Consider the following 20,842-nt stretch of genomic DNA (forward strand, 5'->3'; position numbering starts at 1 on the left):
TTCGCGCACGCGCGGTCAATGCAAAAGGCAGAACTGAACAAGTAATAGAAATTAGCAGCCCTGAATCATATTCGTCAGATTGATCTACGTTTTCCTATCTGGAATAGCGTCTCTAGGCAGCCATTCCATTTACTGAGACAGGGAAGCCGGATGAAAGACGAACTCAAAGCACCGACCCATCTTTTCGCCACCGTTGGTGCACTCACGGAACGCGGTGGACGCGTCACCACCGCAACCAGCGGCCTGACCCTGGCTGGATTAGAAGTCGCCTGCGTCGGCGACGTAGTGACCTATGACGACGGCAGCGAGGCTGCGATTATCGACGGCGCGGGAAACAACCATAGCGGAGGCAAGCCGTTCGCGTTGGTCGGCAGCCGGTTGAGCAACGGTGACCGCATTACCGAAACACTGCGCACCTCATGGGGCATTCACGTGCGGGATGGGCAAAGCGCTGCGGGCCTGTTCGATCCGACCTATGTGCCGCCGCCCGCGCCGCCCGCCTACAGATTGGCGGTATGTGGCGCGACAACCGCGCGCGGCGGTGCATTGCGCGAGCCGTCCGGCACATGGGAAGTAGCGCCGCACTTGGGCAAGGCTGCCACGGTGGGCGACCTGATCCACTACCCGGACGGTTCAACCGCGCGCGTGACGAGCGGTCTGGGTTTGGCCGACAGGCCCGACTTCCCACCGCTCGCATTCGTTGGCAGCGAACTCGATAACGGCGACACGATCACCGATAGTCCCGAACGACGAGGCGTAGCGTCATCCGTTGTATTTAGCGTCGTCACCCGCTCGTCCATGCCCCGCTGAGGTAGCGTCCATGATCCGCTACTTTCTTGCCAAAGGCGACCGCGCCGGGGAAGCGGTGATTGTCGAAGGCCTCGACACCGTGACCTGTTCCAATCCGCCGCCGAGGGTTCATATCGCCACGCTGGATATGAAGACCTACTGTTCTGCCTGCAAGCGTGAAGGACACATCGCACCGCAAGGTCCGCGCTGGCCAGGTACCGGTCCGAACGGCAAGCAGTGGGCATTGAGCGGGGATATCAATGTCTGCGGCTGCAACCCGCCGCCGATCTTCTACGCTGAGCGCGGCATGCGGATGATTTTTACTGCGGAAGAGACTGCGACGCTGAATGGGCGCCAACCTGATGCAGCCGATCGGTCATTTGCTCGGTCGGCTGTCGTACACGACGAGCAATTCACCTTGCTCGATGACTCCTGCCGCCCGCTCGCGAACATTCGCTATCGAATCGTTACGGACACTGGGCAGATTTTCACGGGCACCACGGACACGGCCGGGCAAACACATCGAATCGCCACCGACGCCTCGGCAACTCTGAAAATCTATACGACGGAACATTGAAGCAATGAAAAATTTTGACGTGAATGATGACGGAGAATGGTTCCTCGTACACTCAGGCGCAGTCACCAATACCAATCCTGGGTCGATGGTGGAAGTAACGATCAATACCGAAAAAATATGTCACAACATGACAAACAAGGAATTCCGGGAAATGGTATTGAGTAAACGCGATCGAGCCGTTTCTCTCGTCGAGAAAAGAATCAAGGATCTGCAGCGCTGGTCCAACACTGATAAGGCACGCGTATTACAGTGGTTCGGCAGGACTGATGAACGCACCCGCATAACGCCATTAACAGGCCTGACTGCAATCGTCCGCGTACTAAAGGCACTCACCGGATACAATTTCACGCGATGGGACAGCGAGCGATTCAAACATATTGGATGCGTTCCAAATTCGAACAAATCGGGAGTCGCGGCATCAGTTTGTTCGCCGGATACCGTAACTCATACGATCGCAATACACCCCGATTTTTGTACAATGCGAGACTTCTCATGGGAAAAAGATTCCGTCGTTTCCACCCTGATTCATGAGGTGAGTCATTTTGACGACACAATGGGAACCCGGGATCACAAATATTTCATGGAGGAGTGTTTGGCGTTTGGAGCCGAAAACCCGAATCAAGCAATCAACAATGCCGACAGCATTGCAGGATACGTCATTTACAATGCTTAAATTTATTCTTGCCCTAAGCCTTCTCGTCTCCAATCCGGTATTTGCTTGCATCGCCAGCGAGAACTTCGACATCTACTTTTCGAGAGATAGCTCGCACCTATCGAATGCAGAGATCGTCCGCATTGCAAAATGGACAGCCGACCAAAAGCTCAATTACGCGAATCACCTGACCAAAGAGACAACCCTGATCAGTGGCCATGCCGAGGAAAGTGAACCGGGAGCACTGGCCCTTGCGCAATCAAGATTGCAAACCGCGTATGCGCTGTTGGAGCAACTCGGCTTTTTACGCGGAACGATCAAGAAGAGCGCCCGCGTCTATTCGCATGGCGACGTGGACAATGGGCGACGTGTGGAAATTTCCTTCCTGCCCGATTGCCCTAACAAGTGCTGCGACGGCAAGTAACGTCATACTGCCGCCGATCGGGGCGATGCGGTATCGACGTACACATGCGGCGATCCTGCTGCACCACTACCTGCAACATCCCTATGCCCCTGTCGGGTGTGTCCCACCAAAGAAAAAGCCACCCGGCCCGACGGCCAGGTGGCTTTTTCGCATGACCGGCGGGGCGGCGACGTGCGCCGCCGCCCGTTCGTCACGTCACGGGCTGCTTACTTGCCGCCGATGCTCTTCAGCGGCTTCCACTCGCCCTTCTCGACCTTGTACATCGTGATGCCGCCGTTCTTCAGGTCGCCCTTCGCGTCATACGCGACGTGCGTCGACGTCACGCCGGCCATGTCGGTCTTCGCGAGCACCGGCAGATACTTCGCCGGATCGGTCGAGTCGGCCTTCTTCATCGCGTTGAACAGCGCCATCGCGCCGTCGTACGCATACGGCGAGTAGGTCTGCACGTCTTCGCCGAAGCGCTTCTTGTACTTGTCGGCGTACGTCTTGCCGCCCGGCATCTCTTCGAGCGGCAGGCCTGCCAGCGAGGCGATCGTGCCGTCGGCCGCGTTGCCCGCGATCTTCAGGAACGTCGGCGTCTTCACCATTTCGCCGCTCATCAGCGGGGCGGTGATGCCGAGCGTCTTCATCTGCTTGACCATCGGTGCAGCCTGCGAATCCGCGCCGCCGTAGTAGACGAGATCCGGCTTCGCCGCCTTCAGCTTGGTCAGGATCGCCTTGAAGTCCACCGCCTTGTCGTTCGTGAATTCACGGTCGACGATCGTCGCGCCGCCGGCCTTCGCGGCCTTCTCGAACTGGTCGGCGAGACCCTGGCCGTAGGCCGTGCGGTCGTCGACGATCGCGATCTTCTTCATGCCGAGATCCTTCGACGCGAACGTGCCGGCCACCGAGCCCTGCTGCGTGTCGGACGTCATCATGCGGAAGGTCGTCTTGTAACCCTGCTGCGTGTATTCCGGTGCGGTCGCCATCGCGATCTGCGGAATGCCCGCGTTCGCGTAGATGCGCGAGGCCGGAATCGTCGTGCCCGAGTTGAAGTGGCCGAGCATGCCCTTGATGCCGTCGTCGACGAGCTTCTGCGCGACCGTCGTGCCGGTGCGCGGGTCAGCCTGGTCGTCCTGCGTGTCGAGTGCGAACTTCACCGGCTTGCCGCCGATCTTCGGGCTCGTCGCGTTGAAATCCTCGATCGCGAGCACGATCCCGTTCTGCATATCCTTGCCGTAGTGCGCCTGCGCGCCCGTCATCGGCCCTGCGTAGCCGATCTTCACGTCATCCGCATGGGCCGTCCCCGCCAGCGACATGACCGCGACGAACGTCGCGCCTGCCACCTTTTTCATCGTGTGTTGCATAGCATCTCCTTGGTACCAGGGTAAATGGAGCGGCTTCGGGATCGCCTAGCCGCTTCCTTTGTTTGATCCGAACGGCAAGGATGATCAGCCGATCGTCATCAAATTCGCATTGCCGCCCGCCGCGGCCGTGTTCACGCTCACCGAGCGCTCCGTCAACAGCCGTTCCAGCGCGTAATCTTCCGCATCGCCGTTCTCGAACGCGCCCACCGACACGCCCTGCACCGACACGATCGGGCCCGGCCGCTGCGCGACGTCCTTCACGAGCGTCTGCAGTTCGTCGCTGTCGCCTTCGAACAGCACCGCGTCGAACGGCGTATCGGCCTGCTTGCGCACGGTCGCATGCGCCTTCAGCGACGCCGGCAGCGCGGCGACCAGCGCCTCGCCGGCCGCGCCCGCGAACAGCGCGCGGTTGCCGGTCGCCAGCACCGCCGCGAACTGCGCGCGCGCGCCGCCCGGCGTCGCCGCGACACACAGCACCGTGCCGCGCGGGCCGAGTGTATACGTGTTTCGCTCGCCCGTCGGGCCGGTCAGCACGGCGGTCGCACCGGCCGGCACCTGCGCCAGGTAGCCGTCGCAACGCGCGGCCAGTGCCGGCTCGCGCTGCTCGATCAGCCAGTCGCGCAGCGTCGTGAGCGCTGCCGCGGGGTTGCCGCGCGCATCGCCTTCGACCGCGCCGTCCGCGATCAGCGTCTGCGCGAGCGAACGCGGCAGGCCCGACGGACGCGTCGCGAGCAGGCGCTGCAGGTACAGCGCGCCGCCGGCCTTCGGGCCCGTGCCCGACAGCCCTTCGCCGCCGAACGGCTGCACGCCGACCACCGCGCCGATCACGTTGCGGTTCACGTAGATGTTGCCGACGTGCGCATTCGAGATCACGTGCGCGATCGTCTCGTCGATCCGCGTGTGGATGCCGAGCGTCAGGCCGTAGCCGGTCGCGCGGATCTGCTCCAGCAGCTTGTCGAGCTGGCTGCGGCGGTAGCGCACCACGTGCAGCACGGGGCCGAACACTTCGCGCTTCAGCTCGTCGATGCTGCCGATCTCGATCAGCGTCGGCGGCACGAACGTGCCGTGCGCGCAGGCTTCCGGCGCCGGCAGCTGCGTGACCGCGTGGCCCTTCTCCTTCATCGCCGCGACGTGCGTATCGATCGTCTGCTTCGCTTCACCGTCGATCACCGGGCCGACGTCCGTCGACAGCCGGTCGGGGTTGCCGAGCGCCAGCTCGTGCATCGCGCCCTTCAGCATCGTCAGCGTGCGGTCCGCGACATCGTCCTGCAGACACAGAACGCGCAGCGCCGAACACCGTTGACCGGCCGAGTCGAACGACGACTGCATCACGTCCGCGACCACCTGCTCCGCGAGCGCCGACGAGTCGACGATCATCGCGTTCTGGCCGCCCGTTTCCGCGATCAGCGGGATCGGCTTGCCGTCCGGGTCGAGGCGCGCCGACAGCGTCTTGTTGATCAGGCGCGCGACTTCGGTCGAGCCGGTGAACATCACCGCACGCGTGCGCGGATCGGCGACCAGCGCCGCACCGACGGTCTCGCCGTCGCCCGGCAGCAGCTGCACCGCGCCGGCCGGCACGCCGGCCTCGCGCAGCAGGCGCACGGCCTGGGCGGCGATCAGCGGCGTCTGTTCGGCCGGCTTCGCGAGCACCGTGTTGCCGGCCGCGAGCGCGGCGGCCACCTGGCCCATGAAGATCGCGAGCGGGAAGTTCCACGGGCTGATGCAGACCACGGGACCGAGCGGGCGGTGCGTGTCGTTCGAGAATTCGTCGCGGATCTGCGCGGCGTAGTAGCGCAGGAAGTCGACCGCTTCGCGGATCTCGGCGATCGCGTTCGGCAGCGACTTGCCGGCTTCGCGCACGATCAGGCCCATCAGCGTGTGCATCTGCGCTTCGAGCAGGTCGGCCGCGCGCACCAGGCAATCGGCGCGTGCGTCGACCGGCGTCGCCTGCCAGATCGGCGCGGCGGCCACCGCGTGCGCGAGTGCCGCGCTCACGTGTTCGGCCGTCGCTTCGCTGACGGTGCCGACCGTGTCGCGCTGGTCGGCCGGGTTGCGCACGTCGCGGGCCGGCGCGTCTGCGAGCGTGTCGTCGGCGAGCATCGGCGCCGCGCGCCACGGGAAATGCGCGCTCGCGAGCAGCGCGGACGACAGCGACGCGAGGCGGTGCTCGTTCGACAGGTCGAGGCCCATCGAGTTGGGACGCTCGTCGCCGTACAGGTTGCGCGGCAGCGGGATCTTCGCGTGCGGCGCGCCGAGCGGCACGACCTTCGACGCTTCGTCGACCGGATCGGCGACCAGTTCCTTCACCGACACGGTCTTGTCCGCGATGCGGTTCACGAACGACGTGTTCGCGCCGTTTTCCAGCAGGCGGCGCACCAGGTACGCGAGCAGCGTCTCGTGCGTGCCGACCGGCGCGTACACGCGGCACGGCCGGTTCAGCTTGTCGCGGCCGGTGACTTCCTCGTACAGCGGCTCGCCCATCCCGTGCAGGCACTGGAATTCGTACTGGCCCGGGTAGTAGTTCTGGCCCGCGAGCTGGTAGATCGCGGCGAGCGTGTACGCGTTGTGCGTTGCGAACTGCGGGTAGACGGCGTCGGGGGCGGCGAGCAGCTTCTTCGCGCACGCGAGGTACGACACGTCCGTGTAGATCTTGCGCGTATAGACCGGATAGCCTTCGAGGCCGTCGACCTGCGCACGCTTGATCTCGGTATCCCAGTACGCGCCCTTGACCAGACGGATCATCAGGCGGTGACGGCTGCGGCGCGCGAGATCGATCAGGTAGTCGATCACGAACGGGCAGCGCTTCTGGTAGCCCTGCACCACGAAGCCGATGCCGTTCCAGCCCGCGAGATCCGGATCGAAGCACAGCGCCTCGAGCAGGTCGAGCGACAGTTCGAGGCGGTCGGCTTCTTCCGCGTCGATGTTCAGGCCGATGTCGTAGCGGCGGGCGAGCAGCGCGAGCGCGCGCACGCGCGGCAGCAGCTCGCTCATCGTGCGGTCCTGCTGCGAACGCGAGTAGCGTGCGTGCAGCGCCGACAGCTTGATCGAGATGCCCGGGCCTTCGTAGATGCCGCGGCCGCCGGCCGCCTTGCCGATCGCGTGGATCGCCTGTTCGTACGACGCGTAGTAGCGCTGCGCGTCCTCTTCGGTCGTCGCCGCTTCGCCGAGCATGTCGTACGAGTAGCGGAAGCCGCGCGCTTCGTACTTGCGGCTGTTGGCCAGCGCTTCGGAAATCGTCTCGCCGGTGACGAACTGCTCGCCCATCAGGCGCATCGCCATGTCGACGCCCTTGCGGATCAGCGGCTCGCCGCCGCGGCCGATCAGGCGCGTGAGCGCCGACGACAGCCCCGCTTCGCTGTTGGTCGTCACGAGCTTGCCGGTGATCATCAGCCCCCAGGTCGCCGCGTTCACGAACAGCGACGGCGCGTGGCCGACGTGCGAGCGCCAGTCGCCCTTGCTGATCTTGTCGCGGATCAGCGCATCGCGCGTCGCGCGATCGGGAATGCGCAGCAGCGCCTCGGCGAGGCACATCAGCGCGACGCCTTCCTGGCTCGACAGCGAGAATTCGTGGATCAGCCCTTCGACGCCGCCGCCCGAGCTCTTCTCGCGCAGCGCCTCGACGAGCTTCGTCGCGAGCGCCTGCACGTCCGCCTGCAGGTTCGCGGGCAGGCGCGCCTGGCCGAGCAGGAACGGCACGCATTCCGGCTCGGGGCGGCGGTACGCGGCCGTGATCGCCGCGCGCAGCACCGATTGCGGCTGCACGTTCTGCGCGAATTCGAGGAACGGGTGCGGCGAGTTGTCGTCGTCGCCGTCCGCGGCCTGGCCGTCGGCGAGCTCCGTGACGCCGCTGTGGCCCGACAGCTCGGGCGGCAACTGGCCGTGCTCGATCCGCTCGAGATAAGCGAAGATCGCCTGCTTGATCAGCCAGTGGGGAGTGCGCTCGAGACGCGCGGCTGCGTCCTTGAGGCGCGAGCGGAGAAGGTCGTCGACCTTGACGCCGAGAGTCGTGCTTGCCATGGTGGGTTCGTGCGCCGGTGCGAGCCCGGCAATGTGGTGTGAGAGGATGCGCGAAATCCTACGGCACGCAATAAAAAGGTGCAACCAAATTGCGAGGTGGGTTGCACCCCTGGGTTAGTCAATATAATCAACCACTTATGCGGTTGCAACCTAGGAGTTGCCCGTGGTCGGGGGATCGGTGTTTTCCCTGAGCAGGCCGATTTGGCATGCGCGCGCAACCTTCCCCGCGCGTGGCGGCGGACGAAAACGGGTTGCACTGGGGTGGCGGCGGAGGGGGTGGCCGGGGGTGGCCGTGCCGCAAAAGACGGTTCGGGGCTGCCCGACGGCCCGGGCGTCGACGCAGCGGCACTTGGTGTGCGGTGTGCGGTGTGCGGTGTGCGGTGTGCGGTGTGCGGTGTGCGGTGTGCGGTGTGCGGCACGACGGCCGCATGGCGCGCCGCTCAGATATCCAGCGGATCGACCTCGACGCTCCACCGCAGCACGCCCTTCAGCGCGCGCAATTCCGGCTGCCATGCGCGCAGCGCATGCTGCAGCGCCGCCCGCGACGCGCTTTCGAGCAGCAACTGCGCGCGGTGAACGTTCGCGACCTTGACGATCGTCATCGGCACCGCGTCGTACACGGTCACGCGATCGGCGCCCGGCAGCCCCGGCAACGCGGCCGCGGCTTGCAGCAGGAACGCGAGCGCCGCGTCGAGCGTGCGCCCCTCGGCGCGCAGCAGCGCCTGGTAGACGAACGGCGGCAGGTGCGCGTCGCGGCGCTCGCCGAGCGTCGAATTCGCGAAGCCGACGTAGTCCTGCCGCCCGAGCGCGTGATACAGCGCGTGACGCGGGTAGCGCGTCTGCACGAGCACCTCGCCCGGCAGCCCCGCGCGCCCCGCGCGGCCGCTCACCTGCATCAGTTGCGCGAACAGCCGCTCGCTCGCGCGGAAGTCATGCGAGAACAGCGCCGTGTCGGCATTGAGCACACCGACGAGCGACACGCGCTGGAAGTCGTGCCCCTTCGCGATCATCTGCGTGCCGACGAGGATATCGACCTCGCCCGCGTGCACGTCGGAAAAGAGCGCCTGCGCACTGCCCTTGCGGCGCGTGCTGTCCGCGTCGATCCGCAGCACGCGCGCGCCCGGCACGGCCTCGGCGAGCGCCTCCTCGATGCGTTGCGTGCCGCGCCCGAGCGGCGCGATGTCGACGTTCCCGCACTCGGGGCACGATCGCGGAATGCGGGCTTCCCAGCCGCAGTGATGGCAGCGCAGCGCATGCTCGGGCTTGTGCAGCACGACGTACGCGCTGCAGCGCGGGCAGCCTGCGACCCAGCCGCATGCGTCGCACGCGAGCTGCGGCGCGTAACCGCGCCGGTTCAGGAACACGAGACTCTGCTCGCCGCGCTCGAGCCGCGCCTTCAGCGCCGCGACGAGCGGCCCCGACAGTCCGCCCATCGACGCGCGGCCGCGCCGCCGCTCCTCTTCGAGGTCGATCAGCCGCACGGTCGGCAGCGTCGCGTCGGCCACCGCGCGGCGCGACAGTGTGAGCCGCGTATAGCGGCCCTGCTCCGCCTGCCACCAGCTTTCGAGCGACGGCGTGGCCGAGCCAAGCACGACCGTGATGCCGAGCTGCTTCGCGCGCCACACGGCGAGATCGCGTGCCGAATAGCGCAGCCCTTCCTGCTGCTTGTACGCGGGCTCGTGCTCCTCGTCGACGACGATCAGCGCGAGCGCCGGCATCGACGCGAGCACCGCGAGGCGTGTGCCGAGCACGATCCGCGCACGCCCCGTATGCGCGGCGAGCCAGTTGCGCGCCCGCTCGCCCTCGGCGAGCCCGCTGTGCAGCGTGACGATCGCGTCGTCGGCGAGCGCACCCGCGAAGCGCGCGCGAAACGCGGCCTCGAACTGCGGCGTCAGGTTGATTTCGGGGACGAGCACGAGCGCCTGCGCGTCCGGCCGGGCGTCGAGCAGCGACGCGAGCGCATGCAGATAGACCTCGGTCTTGCCGCTGCCCGTCACGCCGTGCAGCAGGAACGGCGCAAAGCCCTGCGCGGCGCGGATCGCGTCGAGCGCCTCGGCCTGCTGATCCGTGAGCGCCGGCGGCACAGTTCGTCCACCGGCTGCCAACAGGTTATCCACAGCTTTGGGCACAGGCGCATCGGCCCAGCCGATCTCCTCGACGTCGACCCAGCCGCGCGCCGCCCAGTCGTCGAGCGTCGCGGCCGCCTTCGGGTGCAGCGCGCGCGCATCAGGCAGCGCGAGCGAGCCGGTGTCGACCAGCGCCTGCGCGAGCCGCCGCAGCGCGGCCCCGCGTGCGGGCAACGCATCGGGCAGCGCCGCGCGGCCGGCCTCCGTCGGCCGGTAGCGCACCTCGGGCGCAAGCAGCCGCCCCCAGCGCCCCGCATCGCGCAGCGCCTGCGGCAGCGCCGGCAGCGCGACCTCGCCGCGCCCGCGCTGGTAGTAATCGGCGGCGAACGACACGAGCGCGAGCCAGTCCGGCGACAACGGCGGCAGGTCGGTGCAGATCGCGTCGACCGCGCGCAGCCGGGACGGCGGCACGTCGGTGTGAGTCGTCACTTCGCAGACGAGCCCGACCGCCTGCCGCTTGCCGAACGGCACCTGCACGAGCGTGCCCGGCACGGGCGCCGGTTGCGCGTCGCAGCGATAGTCGAACAGGGTGGCGAGCGGATGGTCGAGCGCGACGCGCAGGTAGGTGCCGCTCATCGCGGCGCTCCGGCGGCGGCATGCACCGCATCGAGACGGGCGGCCGGCATCCGCGCCCGCATCGTGGCGGCGGACTTAAAGTAAAACGTCAGATTCGGCGCTAAGTTTTGGATTCGCATTAGGAATCGCCGTATACCCTGCCCAGCCTGTGGATAACTTTGTTGAGAACTCGCCGCTCACGGGCCGCAACGCACGCGGGGCCGCGCTTTCCGCTGATTTTCGCCGTTTGTGGCGGTCCCCCGCGGAGCCTTATTCCATAAGGCTGCTATTCAAATTACCGAACCATAGCGAGGCAATTTGACCGACACAGGGCTCTACCGCGCTGCAACGAGGAAAATGTGTATAAGTCAAGTCTTGACAAGCACTGAATCGGCAACCGGTGCGGGGTTGCGCCCTGTTTAGCGCCGAAAACGAAACGCTGTCATCCCGCAGTGCAGCATGACAGCGCTTGCGTTCAGCCGGCGGCTCCGCTACGGATCGCGCGGCTGTGGTTATGCACCTCGTCGACGAGTTCAGCGACGTGATCGGGCGACGTGAATTGCGAAATACCGTGCCCGAGGTTGAATACATGGCCCGGATGGTTGCCGTAGCTGTCGAGCACCGCGCGCGCCTGCTCGCGCACCGCGGCGGGCGGCGCAAACAGGATCGTCGGGTCGAGGTTGCCCTGCAGCGCGACTCGCCCCGCGACGCGCTCGCGCGCGGCGCCGAGGTTGACCGTCCAGTCGAGCCCGACCGCGTCGACGCCGGTCGCCGCGATCTCCTCGAGCCACAGCCCGCCGCCCTTCGTGAACGTGATGACCGGCACGCGCTCGCCGTCGTGCTCGCGCTTGAGCTGCGCCACCACGCGGCGAATGTAGTCCAGCGAGAAGCGCTGGTACGCGCCGTCCGCCAGCGCGCCGCCCCATGTATCGAAGATCATCACGGCCTGCGCGCCCGCTTCGATCTGCGCGTTCAGGTAGGCCGCCACGGCCTGCGCGTTCACGTCGAGAATCCGGTGCATCAGGTCGGGGCGCGAATACGCCATCGACTTCACCGTGCGGAAATCGTCCGACCCGCCGCCTTCGACCATGTAGCACGCGAGCGTCCACGGGCTGCCCGAAAAGCCGATCAGCGGCACGCGCTGGCGACCCTGGCCGTCGGTGAGCGCGCGGCGGATCTCGCGCACCGCGCCCGTCACGTAGCCGAGCGTCTCTTCGATGTCCGGCACCGCGAGCCTGGCGACGTCGGCCTCGGTACGCACCGGATGCGCGAACTTCGGCCCTTCGCCGACCTGGAAGTCGAGGCCGAGGCCCATCGCGTCCGGAATCGTCAGGATGTCCGAGAACAGGATCGCGGCGTCGAGCGGAAAGCGCTCGAGCGGCTGCAGCGTCACTTCGGTCGCGTAGTCGGGATTCTTCGCGAGACCGAGGAAGCTGCCGGCGCGCGCGCGCGTCGCGTTGTATTCGGGCAGGTAGCGGCCGGCCTGGCGCATCAGCCAGATCGGCGTGTAGTCGGTCGGCTCGCGCAGAAGCGCACGCAGGAAGGTGTCGTTGAGCAGGGTATGGGCCACGGTAGGAGCGACGGTGCGAAGGCAAAGCGGCATTTTACCGGACAGCCGCCGCAAGGCTGCGCATGCCGGCGCGATGGCGGCCATATGACGCGCGCGATGGCTCCGTTATGATCGGACGCTCATATCGAACGAAACGAAGGAGGAGACCGATGAAACCATTCGCCACGCTCGCCGCCGCCGCGTTGTTTTGCTGCGCCGCCGCGCACGCACAGACCGCCGCAGGCGCAGCCGCCGCCGCACCTGGCGCCGGCTCGCGGCTCGACGACGTACTCGCGCGCGGCACGCTGCGCGTCTGCACGACGGGCGACTACAAGCCGTATTCGTACTACCGTGCGGACGGCCGCTTCGAGGGCATCGACATCGACATGGCCGAATCGCTCGCGAAGTCGCTCGGCGTGAAGACCGACTACGTGAAGACGAGCTGGCCGAACCTGACCGGCGACTTCGTCGCGAAATGCGACATCGCGGTGGGCGGCGTTTCGACGACGCTCGAGCGCCAGAAGCGCGTGTTCTTCACGCAGCCGTACGTCGTGGACGGCAAGACGCCGATCGTGCGCTGCGCGGACGCCGACAAATACCAGACCGTCGCGCAGATCGACCGGCCGGAAACGCGCGTGATCGTGAACCCGGGCGGCACCAACGAGCGTTTCGCGAAGCAGTATTTCACGCACGCGAACCTCACGGTCTATCCGGACAACGTAACGATCTTCAGGCAAATCCTCGCGGGCAAGGCGGACGTGATGGTGACGGATGCGTCCGAGACGCTGCTGCAGCAAAAGCTGAATCCGGGCCTGTGCTCGGTGCATCCGGACAAGCCGTTCCAGTTCGGCGAGAAGGCGTACATGGTGCCGCGCGGCGACGTCGCGTTCCAGCAGTACGTCGACCAGTGGCTGCATCTCGCGCTCTCGACCGGCGAATACCAGGCGATTTCGGACAAATGGCTGAAGTAAGCGGGTTCGCACGCGGCGGCCCGCAGTGACTTTAGCGGGCACCGACCCCGCGGCGGCCGCCCGCGAAAATCGCTGCACGGTGGCGGCCGAATCGCCGCCGTTACACTTCGACGCAGCTCGCCGGCGCCGGCAAAATCGGCCCGATGCCGGCGAACTGGCCGAACGGTCGACTTCCGCGCCGCCCAATCACGTTTCAAAATCTTTCTGACGAATGAATCGTCATGCGCGGCATCTGCCGAATCGCGCATTTTCTCGCGTGGAAATCGGCAATTCGTCGAGCCTGATACGCATGAAAAACGCATCGTGCGCACGCGCTGAAAACGCTGCGGAAAATATGGGTAAAAATGACCTTTTTCGGGCCCTCAAAAACAGCAAAAAATCCCGGAAAGCCTTATCTGGCGGGCGTTACAACCTGAAACACTTTGTTACCGCGAGGGGTCATTAATTCGCCCACAATGGCCTCAACGGTTTCAACACGGATGCGGTCTCGTGTGCCAAGTGTGAGCGGACGCGAAGCGCTGCGAGCCAGTCGGTCACGTACCGAAGCCCTTCCAAGGGGCATCCCTGTTGGAGTCGTTTCCGGCCCCCCGCCGGACTCGGTTTCATCTTTGGTCTCCTCGCGCTAACCCCGTAGCGTGTGGTTTTTAGCGGGCTAATAAGCCCGCTTTTTTTCGTCCATCGAAAACGCAACGGCCCGCAGGCCGCCGCGTTTTTCCAGCGCGTTTTCCCTTCTTCATGCCGCGCTAAGCGGTCTTCTGCACGTCGAGCTTCAGCTCCTCGATCATCCGGTCGCGCATCACGAACTTCTGCACCTTGCCCGTCACCGTCATCGGCAGCTCGTCGACGAAGCGGATGTAGCGCGGAATCTTGTAGTGCGCGATCTGCCCGCTGCAGAACGCACGCACGTCGTCCTCGGTCATCTGCTCGTCCGCGCGCAGCACGATCCACGCGCACAGCTCCTCGCCGTACTTCGCATCGGGTACGCCGAATACCTGCGCGCTCTGAATCTTCGGATGCCGAAACAGGAATTCCTCGATCTCGCGCGGATAGACGTTCTCGCCGCCGCGAATCACCATGTCCTTCAACCGGCCGACGATGTTGCAGTAACCGTCCGCATCGAGCGTCGCGAGGTCGCCCGTATGCATCCAGCCGTCCACGAGCACCTCGCGCGTCTTCGTGTCGTCGTCCCAGTAGCCGAGCATCACCGAATAGCCCTTCGTGCAAAGCTCGCCCGTCGCGCCGACCGGCACGATATCGCCGCCCGGATCGACGATCTTCACTTCCAGGTGCGGCTGGATGCGGCCGACCGTCGTCGTGCGCTTCTCGAGCGGGTCGTCGGTCGAGCTCTGGAACGACACGGGGCTCGTCTCCGTCATCCCGTACGCGATCGTGATCTCGGACAGGTGCATCTGCGACACGACGCGCTTCATCGTCTCGATCGGGCACGGCGAGCCGGCCATGATCCCGGTGCGCAGCGTCGACAGGTCGAATTGCGCGAACGCCGGATGATCGAGCTCCGCAATGAACATCGTCGGCACGCCGTGCAGCGCGGTGCAACGCTCGTCGGCCACCGCCGCGAGCGTCGCGACCGGGTCGAATGCTTCGCCCGGGAACACCATCGCCGCCCCCTTCGACACGCACGCGAGCACTGCGAGCACCATCCCGAAGCAGTGATACAGCGGCACCGGGATGCACAGCGTGTCCTGTTCGGTGAAGCGCATCGCGGTCGCGATCGAGCGGCCGTTGTTGACGACGTTGCGATGCGTGAGCGTCGCGCCCTTCGGGCTGCCCGTCGTGCCGCTCGTGAACTGGATGTTGATCGGCTCATGGGCCTCGAGCGTCGCGCCGATCGCATCGAGCAGCGCGGGATCGACGGCCTGGCGGCCGCGCGCCATCACGTCCGCGAAGCGGAACATGCCGGCCGGCGCGACGTCGCCCATCGACACGACCGTGCGCAGGCTCGGCACGCGCGCCGCATGCAGGTCGCACGGCGTCGCGGTCGCGAGTTCCGGCGCGATGGTCTGCAGCATCTCGACGTATGCGGACGTCTTGAAGCGCTCGGCGGCGATCACGGCTTTACAGCCGACCTTGTTCAGCGCGTATTCGAGTTCCGCGAGCCGGTAGGCCGGATTGATGTTGACGAGCACCGCGCCGATCCGCGCGGTCGCGAACTGCGTGAGCAGCCATTCGCTGCGGTTCGGCGACCAGATGCCGACGCGATCGCCCTTCACGATGCCGAGCGAGGCCAGCCCGGCCGCCAGCACGTCGACCTCGTTCGCGAACTCGCGCCAGGTCCAGCGCACCTGCTGCTCGCGGAACACGACGGCCGGCCGATCGGGAAAGCGGCCTGCCGTGTCGAGCAGGAACCGGCCGATCGTCGCTTCGGAGAGCGGCACGTCGGTCGTGCCGCGCACGTACGACAATCCGTTTTCGGGCGCGATCAGCGCCCCCACGCCAAGGTCTGCTGCCATGAATGTCTCCGTCCGTTTTTTGTCTGACCGGCCCGACATGCGGCTCACGCGTGTCTGCTCCGCCGCCGTCGCGACGGATAGCCTCTCCGGGATGATGCCGTGCGCGGCTGACGACACTCTGACATCGAATTACTGCGGACGGGTGAAATAGCACGACCGGACGGTATGATCCGACCCGTAAAAACAGACGAAAACGACGGGCGAAAAAAAAGCAGCCCGAAGGCTGCTTTCTTTCGCGGGATACGCGGCGCGGCTCAGTGCCGGCTGCGGATCTTCGCCAGACGCTGGATCGCTTCGAGCTGCGCCATCGCGGTCGCGAGCTCGGATTGCGCCTTCGCGAGGTCGAGATCCGACTTCGCGTTCTGCAGCGTTTCCTCGGCACGCTTGCGTGCTTCCTCGGCTTTCGCCGCGTCGAGGTCCTTGCCGCGGATCGCGGTGTCGGCGAGCACCGTCACGGCACCCGGCTGCACTTCGAGAATGCCGCCCGCGACGAACACGAATTCGTCGTTGCCGCCCTCGACTTCGATGCGCACCGCACCCGGACGAATCCGCGTGATCAGCGGCGTGTGACCCGGCAGAATGCCCAGCTCACCCGTTTCGCCCGGCAGCGCGACGAATTTCGCCTCGCCCGAGAAGATCTGCTCTTCCGCGCTGACGACGTCTACTTTGATGGTTGCCATATCGACTCCTGTCGATCGGAACGAGCGCTTCAGCGCCTGCTCCGATCCCATGCACGGCGGGTTGAGCGTATTACGTGAGCGCCTGCCCGCGAACGGATACCATCAAGGTATCCCTCACGGACGTAGCGGCGCCCGCTGCGTTACGCCTGACCCTTACGAGATCTTCTTGGCCTTTTCGAAGGCTTCGTCGATCGTGCCGACCATGTAGAACGCCTGTTCCGGCAGGTGGTCGCACTCGCCGTCGACGATCATCTTGAAGCCACGGATCGTTTCCTTCAGCGGCACGTACTTGCCCGGCGAGCCCGTGAACACTTCAGCGACGTGGAACGGCTGCGACAGGAAACGCTGGATCTTACGCGCGCGTGCGACCGACAGCTTGTCTTCCGGCGACAGTTCGTCCATGCCCAGAATCGCGATGATGTCGCGCAGTTCCTTGTAGCGCTGCAGCGTCTGCTGAACACGACGGGTGATCGAGTAGTGCTCTTCACCGATCACGTTCGGGTCGATCTGGCGCGACGTCGAGTCGAGCGGGTCGACCGCCGGGTAGATACCCAGCGAAGCGATGTCACGCGACAGAACGACGGTTGCGTCCAGGTGGCCGAAGGTCGTAGCCGGCGACGGGTCGGTCAAGTCGTCCGCAGGGACGTACACGGCCTGGACCGACGTAATCGAGCCCTTCTTGGTCGACGTGATGCGCTCTTGCAGCTTGCCCATTTCTTCAGCCAGCGTCGGCTGATAGCCCACTGCCGACGGCATACGGCCGAGCAGTGCCGACACTTCGGTACCGGCCAGCGTGAAACGGTAGATGTTGTCGACGAAGAACAGCACGTCGAGGCCTTCGTCACGGAAGTGCTCGGCCATCGTCAGGCCGGTCAGCGCGACGCGCAGACGGTTGCCCGGCGGCTCGTTCATCTGGCCGTACACCAGCGCGACCTTGTCGAGAACGTTCGAGTCCTTCATTTCGTGGTAGAAGTCGTTCCCTTCACGGGTACGCTCGCCCACGCCCGCGAACACGGAGTAACCGCCGTGCTCCTTCGCGATGTTGTTGATGAGCTCCATCATGTTGACGGTCTTGCCCACGCCAGCACCGCCGAACAGGCCAACCTTGCCGCCCTTTGCGAACGGGCAGATCAGGTCGATAACCTTGATACCCGTTTCGAGCAGTTCGGTCGACGGCGACAGTTCGTCGAACGCCGGAGCCTTCTGGTGGATCGAGCGCGTCGTTTCGCTCACGATCGGGCCAGCCTCGTCGATCGGACGGCCGAGCACGTCCATGATCCGGCCGAGGGTCGGCTTGCCGACCGGCACCGAGATCGGATTTGCCGTGTTCTTCACGGTCAGACCGCGGCGCAGGCCGTCGGATGCACCCAGACAAATGGTACGGACCACGCCGTCGCCCAGCTGTTGCTGGACTTCGAGCGTCAGTTCCGAGCCATCGAGAATGAGCGCGTCGTAGATCTTCGGCATGCTGTCGCGCGGGAATTCCACGTCGATAACGGCGCCGATGCACTGTACGATCTTGCCTTCTACCAAAGCAGCAGTACTCATCGCTTTTCCTTTAAATACCTGATTCTTTACTCGCGCAAAGGCGCAGTTGTCGTCCGTGGCGCGCGCTTAAACAGCGGCTGCGCCGCCGACGATCTCCGACAGTTCTTTCGTGATCGCGGCCTGGCGGCTCTTGTTGTACACGAGCTGCAGTTCGCTGATCACCGTCTTCGCGTTGTCGGACGCGGCCTTCATCGCGACCATGCGCGCCGATTGCTCGGACGCCATGTTTTCCGCGACGGCCTGGTACACCAGCGCCTCGACGTAACGCACGAGCAGTTCGTCGACGACTGCCTGCGCGTCCGGCTCGTAGATGTAGTCCCACGACGTGGCCGGCGTACCATCATCGGCTTCGAAGTGTTCCGACGACAGCGGCAGCAACTGCTCGATCACGGCTTCCTGCTTCATCGTGTTGACGAAGCGCGTGTAAGCGATATAAACCGCCGACAGCTTGCCTTCCGAGTACAGATCGAGCTGCGTCTTCACGGCGCCGATCAGCTTGTCCAGATGCGGGGTGTCGCCGAGGTGCACGACCTGCGACATCACCTTCGCGCCGAAGCGATTCAGGAACCCGAGGCCCTTGCTACCGATCGCGGTGGCTTCGACCTTCTGGCCCTTCTCTTCCAGCTCCTTGAACTTCTGAACCGTCGCACGCAGCACGTTGGTGTTCAAACCGCCGCACAGACCCTTGTCCGTCGTGACGAGAATGATGCCGGCCGTGTTCGCGCCTTCGTTCGCCACCATGAACGGGTGACGGTACTCCGGGTTCGCGCGGCTCATGTGCGCGGCGATGGCACGGACCTTGTCCGCATACGGACGAGCGGCGCGCATGCGTTCCTGCGCGCGACGCATCTTCGATGCGGCCACCATCTCCATCGCCTTCGTGATCTTGCGCGTGTTCTGCACGCTCTTGATCTTGCCGCGAATTTCCTTCATTCCAGCCATAGCTTGCTCCTTGACCGAAGCGGCGCGGGCGCGTCAGCACCCGCGCGGCCTCAGTGTGTCACTCGCGGATCAATAGGCACCGGACTTCTTGAAGGATTCGATCGCCGAGCGCAGTGCGCCTTCGTCGTCCTTCGAGAGATCCTTGGTGTCTTCGATGCGCTTGATGAGGTCAGCGTGGCTGGTCTTCAGGCTTTCGCGCAGGCCCTTCTCGAACGGCAGCACTTGCTTCACGTCGAGGTCGTCGAGGTAGCCGTTGTTCGCGGCGTACAGCGACACGGCCAGTTCCCACACCTGCAGCGGCTGGTACTGCGGCTGCTTCAGCAGTTCCGTCACGCGGCGGCCGCGCTCGAGCTGCTTGCGGGTCGCTTCGTCGAGGTCCGATGCGAACTGCGCGAATGCGGCCAGTTCACGGTACTGCGCGAGGTCGGTACGGATACCGCCCGACAGCTTCTTCACGACCTTCGTCTGAGCGGCGCCACCGACTCGCGACACCGACACGCCGGCGTTGATTGCCGGGCGGATGCCTGCGTTGAACAGGTCGGTTTCCAGGAAGATCTGGCCGTCGGTAATCGAGATCACGTTCGTCGGAACGAACGCGGTCACGTCGCCTGCCTGCGTTTCGATGACCGGCAGTGCCGTCAGCGAACCGCTCTTGCCCTTCACTTCGCCGTTCGTGAACTTCTCGACGTACTCTTCCGACACGCGAGCCGCACGCTCCAGCAGACGCGAGTGCAGATAGAACACGTCGCCCGGGTACGCTTCACGGCCCGGCGGGCGGCGCAGCAGCAGCGAGATCTGACGGTATGCCCAAGCCTGCTTGGTCAAGTCGTCATAAATGATCAGCGCGTCCTGGCCGCGGTCGCGGAAGTATTCGCCCATCGTGCAGCCGGCGTACGGTGCCAGGTACTGCATGGCGGCGGAATCCGATGCCGTGGCGGCGACGACGATCGTGTATTCCATCGCGCCCGTTTCTTCGAGCTTGCGAACCACGTTCATGATCGACGAAGCCTTCTGGCCGATCGCGACGTAGATACAGATCAGGTCCTTGCCCTTCTGGTTGATGATCGCGTCGAGCGCCACCGCGGTCTTGCCGCACTGACGGTCGCCGATGATCAGCTCACGCTGGCCACGGCCGATCGGCACCATCGCGTCGATCGACTTGATGCCCGTCTGCACCGGCTGCGACACCGACTTACGCCAGATCACGCCCGGGGCGATCTTTTCGATCGCATCGGTCAGCTTCGCGTTGACCGGGCCCTTGCCGTCGATCGGGTTGCCGAGCGCATCGACCACGCGGCCGACGAGTTCCGGGCCAACCGGGACTTCGAGAATGCGGCCCGTCGTCTTGACGATGTCGCCTTCCGAGATGTGTTCGTATTCGCCGAGAATCACCGCGCCGACCGAGTCGCGCTCGAGGTTCAGCGCGAGGCCGAACGTGTTGCCCGGAAACTCGAGCATTTCGCCCTGCATCACGTCCGACAGGCCGTGGATACGCACGATACCGTCGGTCACGGAGATCACGGTGCCCTGGTTGCGAACGTCTGCGCTCGCTTCAAGGCCCTGGATCCGGCTCTTGATCAGCTCGCTGATCTCAGAGGGATTGAGTTGCATTATTCGCTCCTGATAGTCAATTCTGTTGCGTGCCGGCGTGGCGCTCAGGCGGTCAAGGCAGCCTGCATCGATGCGAGGCGCGCGCGAACCGAGGTGTCGAGCACTTCGTCGCCGACCGTCACGCGCACGCCGCCGATCAGCGACGAATCGACTTCGACCGTCGGTTTCAGCTTGCGCTTGAACTTGCGTTCGAGGCCCGAGACGAGACTGTCGAGATCCGCGCCGTTCAGCGGGAACGCGCTCACGATCTCGGCGTCGGCGGCACCTTCACGTTCGTTCTTGAGCGCCTCGAACTGCTCGGCAATTTCCGGCAGCAGCGCGATGCGATGATTGTCGACCAGCATCTGCACGAAGTTCTTCGCTTCGGCGCCGGCCGCGAGCGGCGACTTCGCAGCAGCAAGCAGCAACTCGGCTACTTGCGTGCGCGTCACCTTCGGGCTCGACGCGACCGACAGCACTTCCGGCAGACGCGCAACCTGGGCCAGCTCTTGCACGAGCGTGGACCAGGCGGCGATGTCACCGCCCTCGGCCACGCGGAACAGCGCTTCTGCGTAAGGGCGGGCGATGGTTGCAAGTTCGGCCAT

At 65.2% G+C, this 20,842-nt stretch carries 15 protein-coding genes; 5 read left to right on the forward strand and 10 right to left on the reverse strand.

What is annotated here, in order from left to right:
- Positions 1-150 precede the first annotated feature (150 nt).
- Genes ABIC51_RS24775 through ABIC51_RS24790 form a run of 4 tightly spaced genes read left to right on the forward strand, consistent with a single transcriptional unit; the run spans position 151 to position 2,442 of the window.
- Positions 151-810 (forward strand): PAAR domain-containing protein, encoded by a 660-nt coding sequence (locus tag ABIC51_RS24775; protein ID WP_027788701.1) that lies wholly within the window; start codon positions 151-153, stop codon positions 808-810.
- Positions 811-820: 10 nt separating this feature from the next.
- The gene (locus tag ABIC51_RS24780) at positions 821-1,366 is read left to right on the forward strand and encodes a PAAR domain-containing protein (RefSeq protein WP_146254007.1); all 546 of its coding nucleotides are present in this window, start codon (positions 821-823) and stop codon (positions 1,364-1,366) included.
- Between the two features lie 4 nt (positions 1,367-1,370).
- On the forward strand, positions 1,371-2,039 hold the full coding sequence (locus tag ABIC51_RS24785; RefSeq protein ID WP_175900382.1) for a M35 family metalloendopeptidase: 669 nt from the start codon (positions 1,371-1,373) through the stop codon (positions 2,037-2,039).
- Positions 2,032-2,442: a hypothetical protein gene (locus ABIC51_RS24790; protein WP_175757977.1), complete on the forward strand. Its 411-nt coding sequence runs from the start codon at positions 2,032-2,034 to the stop codon at positions 2,440-2,442. The genes ABIC51_RS24785 and ABIC51_RS24790 overlap by 8 nt, the downstream gene beginning before the upstream one ends.
- A gap of 206 nt (positions 2,443-2,648) precedes the next feature.
- Here ABIC51_RS24790 and ABIC51_RS24795 read toward each other — a convergent pair whose 3' ends face one another.
- From ABIC51_RS24795 to hemE, 4 genes are all read right to left on the reverse strand, one after another.
- Positions 2,649-3,788 carry a branched-chain amino acid ABC transporter substrate-binding protein gene (locus ABIC51_RS24795; RefSeq protein ID WP_027788703.1) on the reverse strand — a complete coding sequence of 380 codons (1,140 nt, stop codon included), beginning with the start codon at positions 3,786-3,788 and terminating at the stop codon, positions 2,649-2,651.
- A gap of 84 nt (positions 3,789-3,872) precedes the next feature.
- The gene (gene putA / locus ABIC51_RS24800; RefSeq protein WP_048026158.1) at positions 3,873-7,805 is read right to left on the reverse strand and encodes a trifunctional transcriptional regulator/proline dehydrogenase/L-glutamate gamma-semialdehyde dehydrogenase; all 3,933 of its coding nucleotides are present in this window, start codon (positions 7,803-7,805) and stop codon (positions 3,873-3,875) included.
- 440 nt (positions 7,806-8,245) lie between these two features.
- Positions 8,246-10,507, reverse strand: a complete 2,262-nt coding sequence (locus ABIC51_RS24805) for a primosomal protein N' (protein WP_027788705.1) — start codon at positions 10,505-10,507, stop codon at positions 8,246-8,248.
- 454 nt (positions 10,508-10,961) lie between these two features.
- On the reverse strand, positions 10,962-12,056 hold the full coding sequence (gene hemE / locus ABIC51_RS24810) for a uroporphyrinogen decarboxylase (RefSeq protein WP_034195829.1): 1,095 nt from the start codon (positions 12,054-12,056) through the stop codon (positions 10,962-10,964).
- Positions 12,057-12,205: 149 nt separating this feature from the next.
- Here hemE and ABIC51_RS24815 point away from each other — a divergent pair, with 149 nt between their 5' ends.
- Positions 12,206-13,006, forward strand: coding sequence for a transporter substrate-binding domain-containing protein (locus ABIC51_RS24815; RefSeq protein WP_175900388.1), 801 nt, complete (start codon positions 12,206-12,208; stop codon positions 13,004-13,006).
- A 743-nt stretch (positions 13,007-13,749) separates the two neighbouring features.
- Here ABIC51_RS24815 and ABIC51_RS24820 read toward each other — a convergent pair.
- The 6 genes from ABIC51_RS24820 to ABIC51_RS24845 all read right to left on the reverse strand — a co-directional run bounded on the left by ABIC51_RS24820 (position 13,750) and on the right by ABIC51_RS24845 (position 20,842).
- On the reverse strand, positions 13,750-15,477 hold the full coding sequence (locus tag ABIC51_RS24820; protein WP_175900391.1) for an AMP-binding protein: 1,728 nt from the start codon (positions 15,475-15,477) through the stop codon (positions 13,750-13,752).
- Positions 15,478-15,731: 254 nt separating this feature from the next.
- On the reverse strand, positions 15,732-16,157 hold the full coding sequence (locus ABIC51_RS24825; RefSeq protein WP_006477288.1) for a F0F1 ATP synthase subunit epsilon: 426 nt from the start codon (positions 16,155-16,157) through the stop codon (positions 15,732-15,734).
- Between the two features lie 153 nt (positions 16,158-16,310).
- On the reverse strand, positions 16,311-17,705 hold the full coding sequence (gene atpD, locus ABIC51_RS24830) for a F0F1 ATP synthase subunit beta (protein WP_027788709.1): 1,395 nt from the start codon (positions 17,703-17,705) through the stop codon (positions 16,311-16,313).
- 66 nt (positions 17,706-17,771) lie between these two features.
- The gene (gene atpG / locus ABIC51_RS24835) at positions 17,772-18,647 is read right to left on the reverse strand and encodes a F0F1 ATP synthase subunit gamma (protein WP_021160445.1); all 876 of its coding nucleotides are present in this window, start codon (positions 18,645-18,647) and stop codon (positions 17,772-17,774) included.
- Between the two features lie 69 nt (positions 18,648-18,716).
- On the reverse strand, positions 18,717-20,258 hold the full coding sequence (gene atpA, locus ABIC51_RS24840) for a F0F1 ATP synthase subunit alpha (RefSeq protein ID WP_027788710.1): 1,542 nt from the start codon (positions 20,256-20,258) through the stop codon (positions 18,717-18,719).
- Positions 20,259-20,302: 44 nt separating this feature from the next.
- Positions 20,303-20,842 (reverse strand): F0F1 ATP synthase subunit delta, encoded by a 540-nt coding sequence (locus ABIC51_RS24845; protein WP_006482713.1) that lies wholly within the window; start codon positions 20,840-20,842, stop codon positions 20,303-20,305.

Origin of the sequence: Burkholderia sp. 572, from assembly GCF_040545135.1 — a bacterium.
GTDB lineage: Bacteria > Pseudomonadota > Gammaproteobacteria > Burkholderiales > Burkholderiaceae > Burkholderia > Burkholderia cepacia.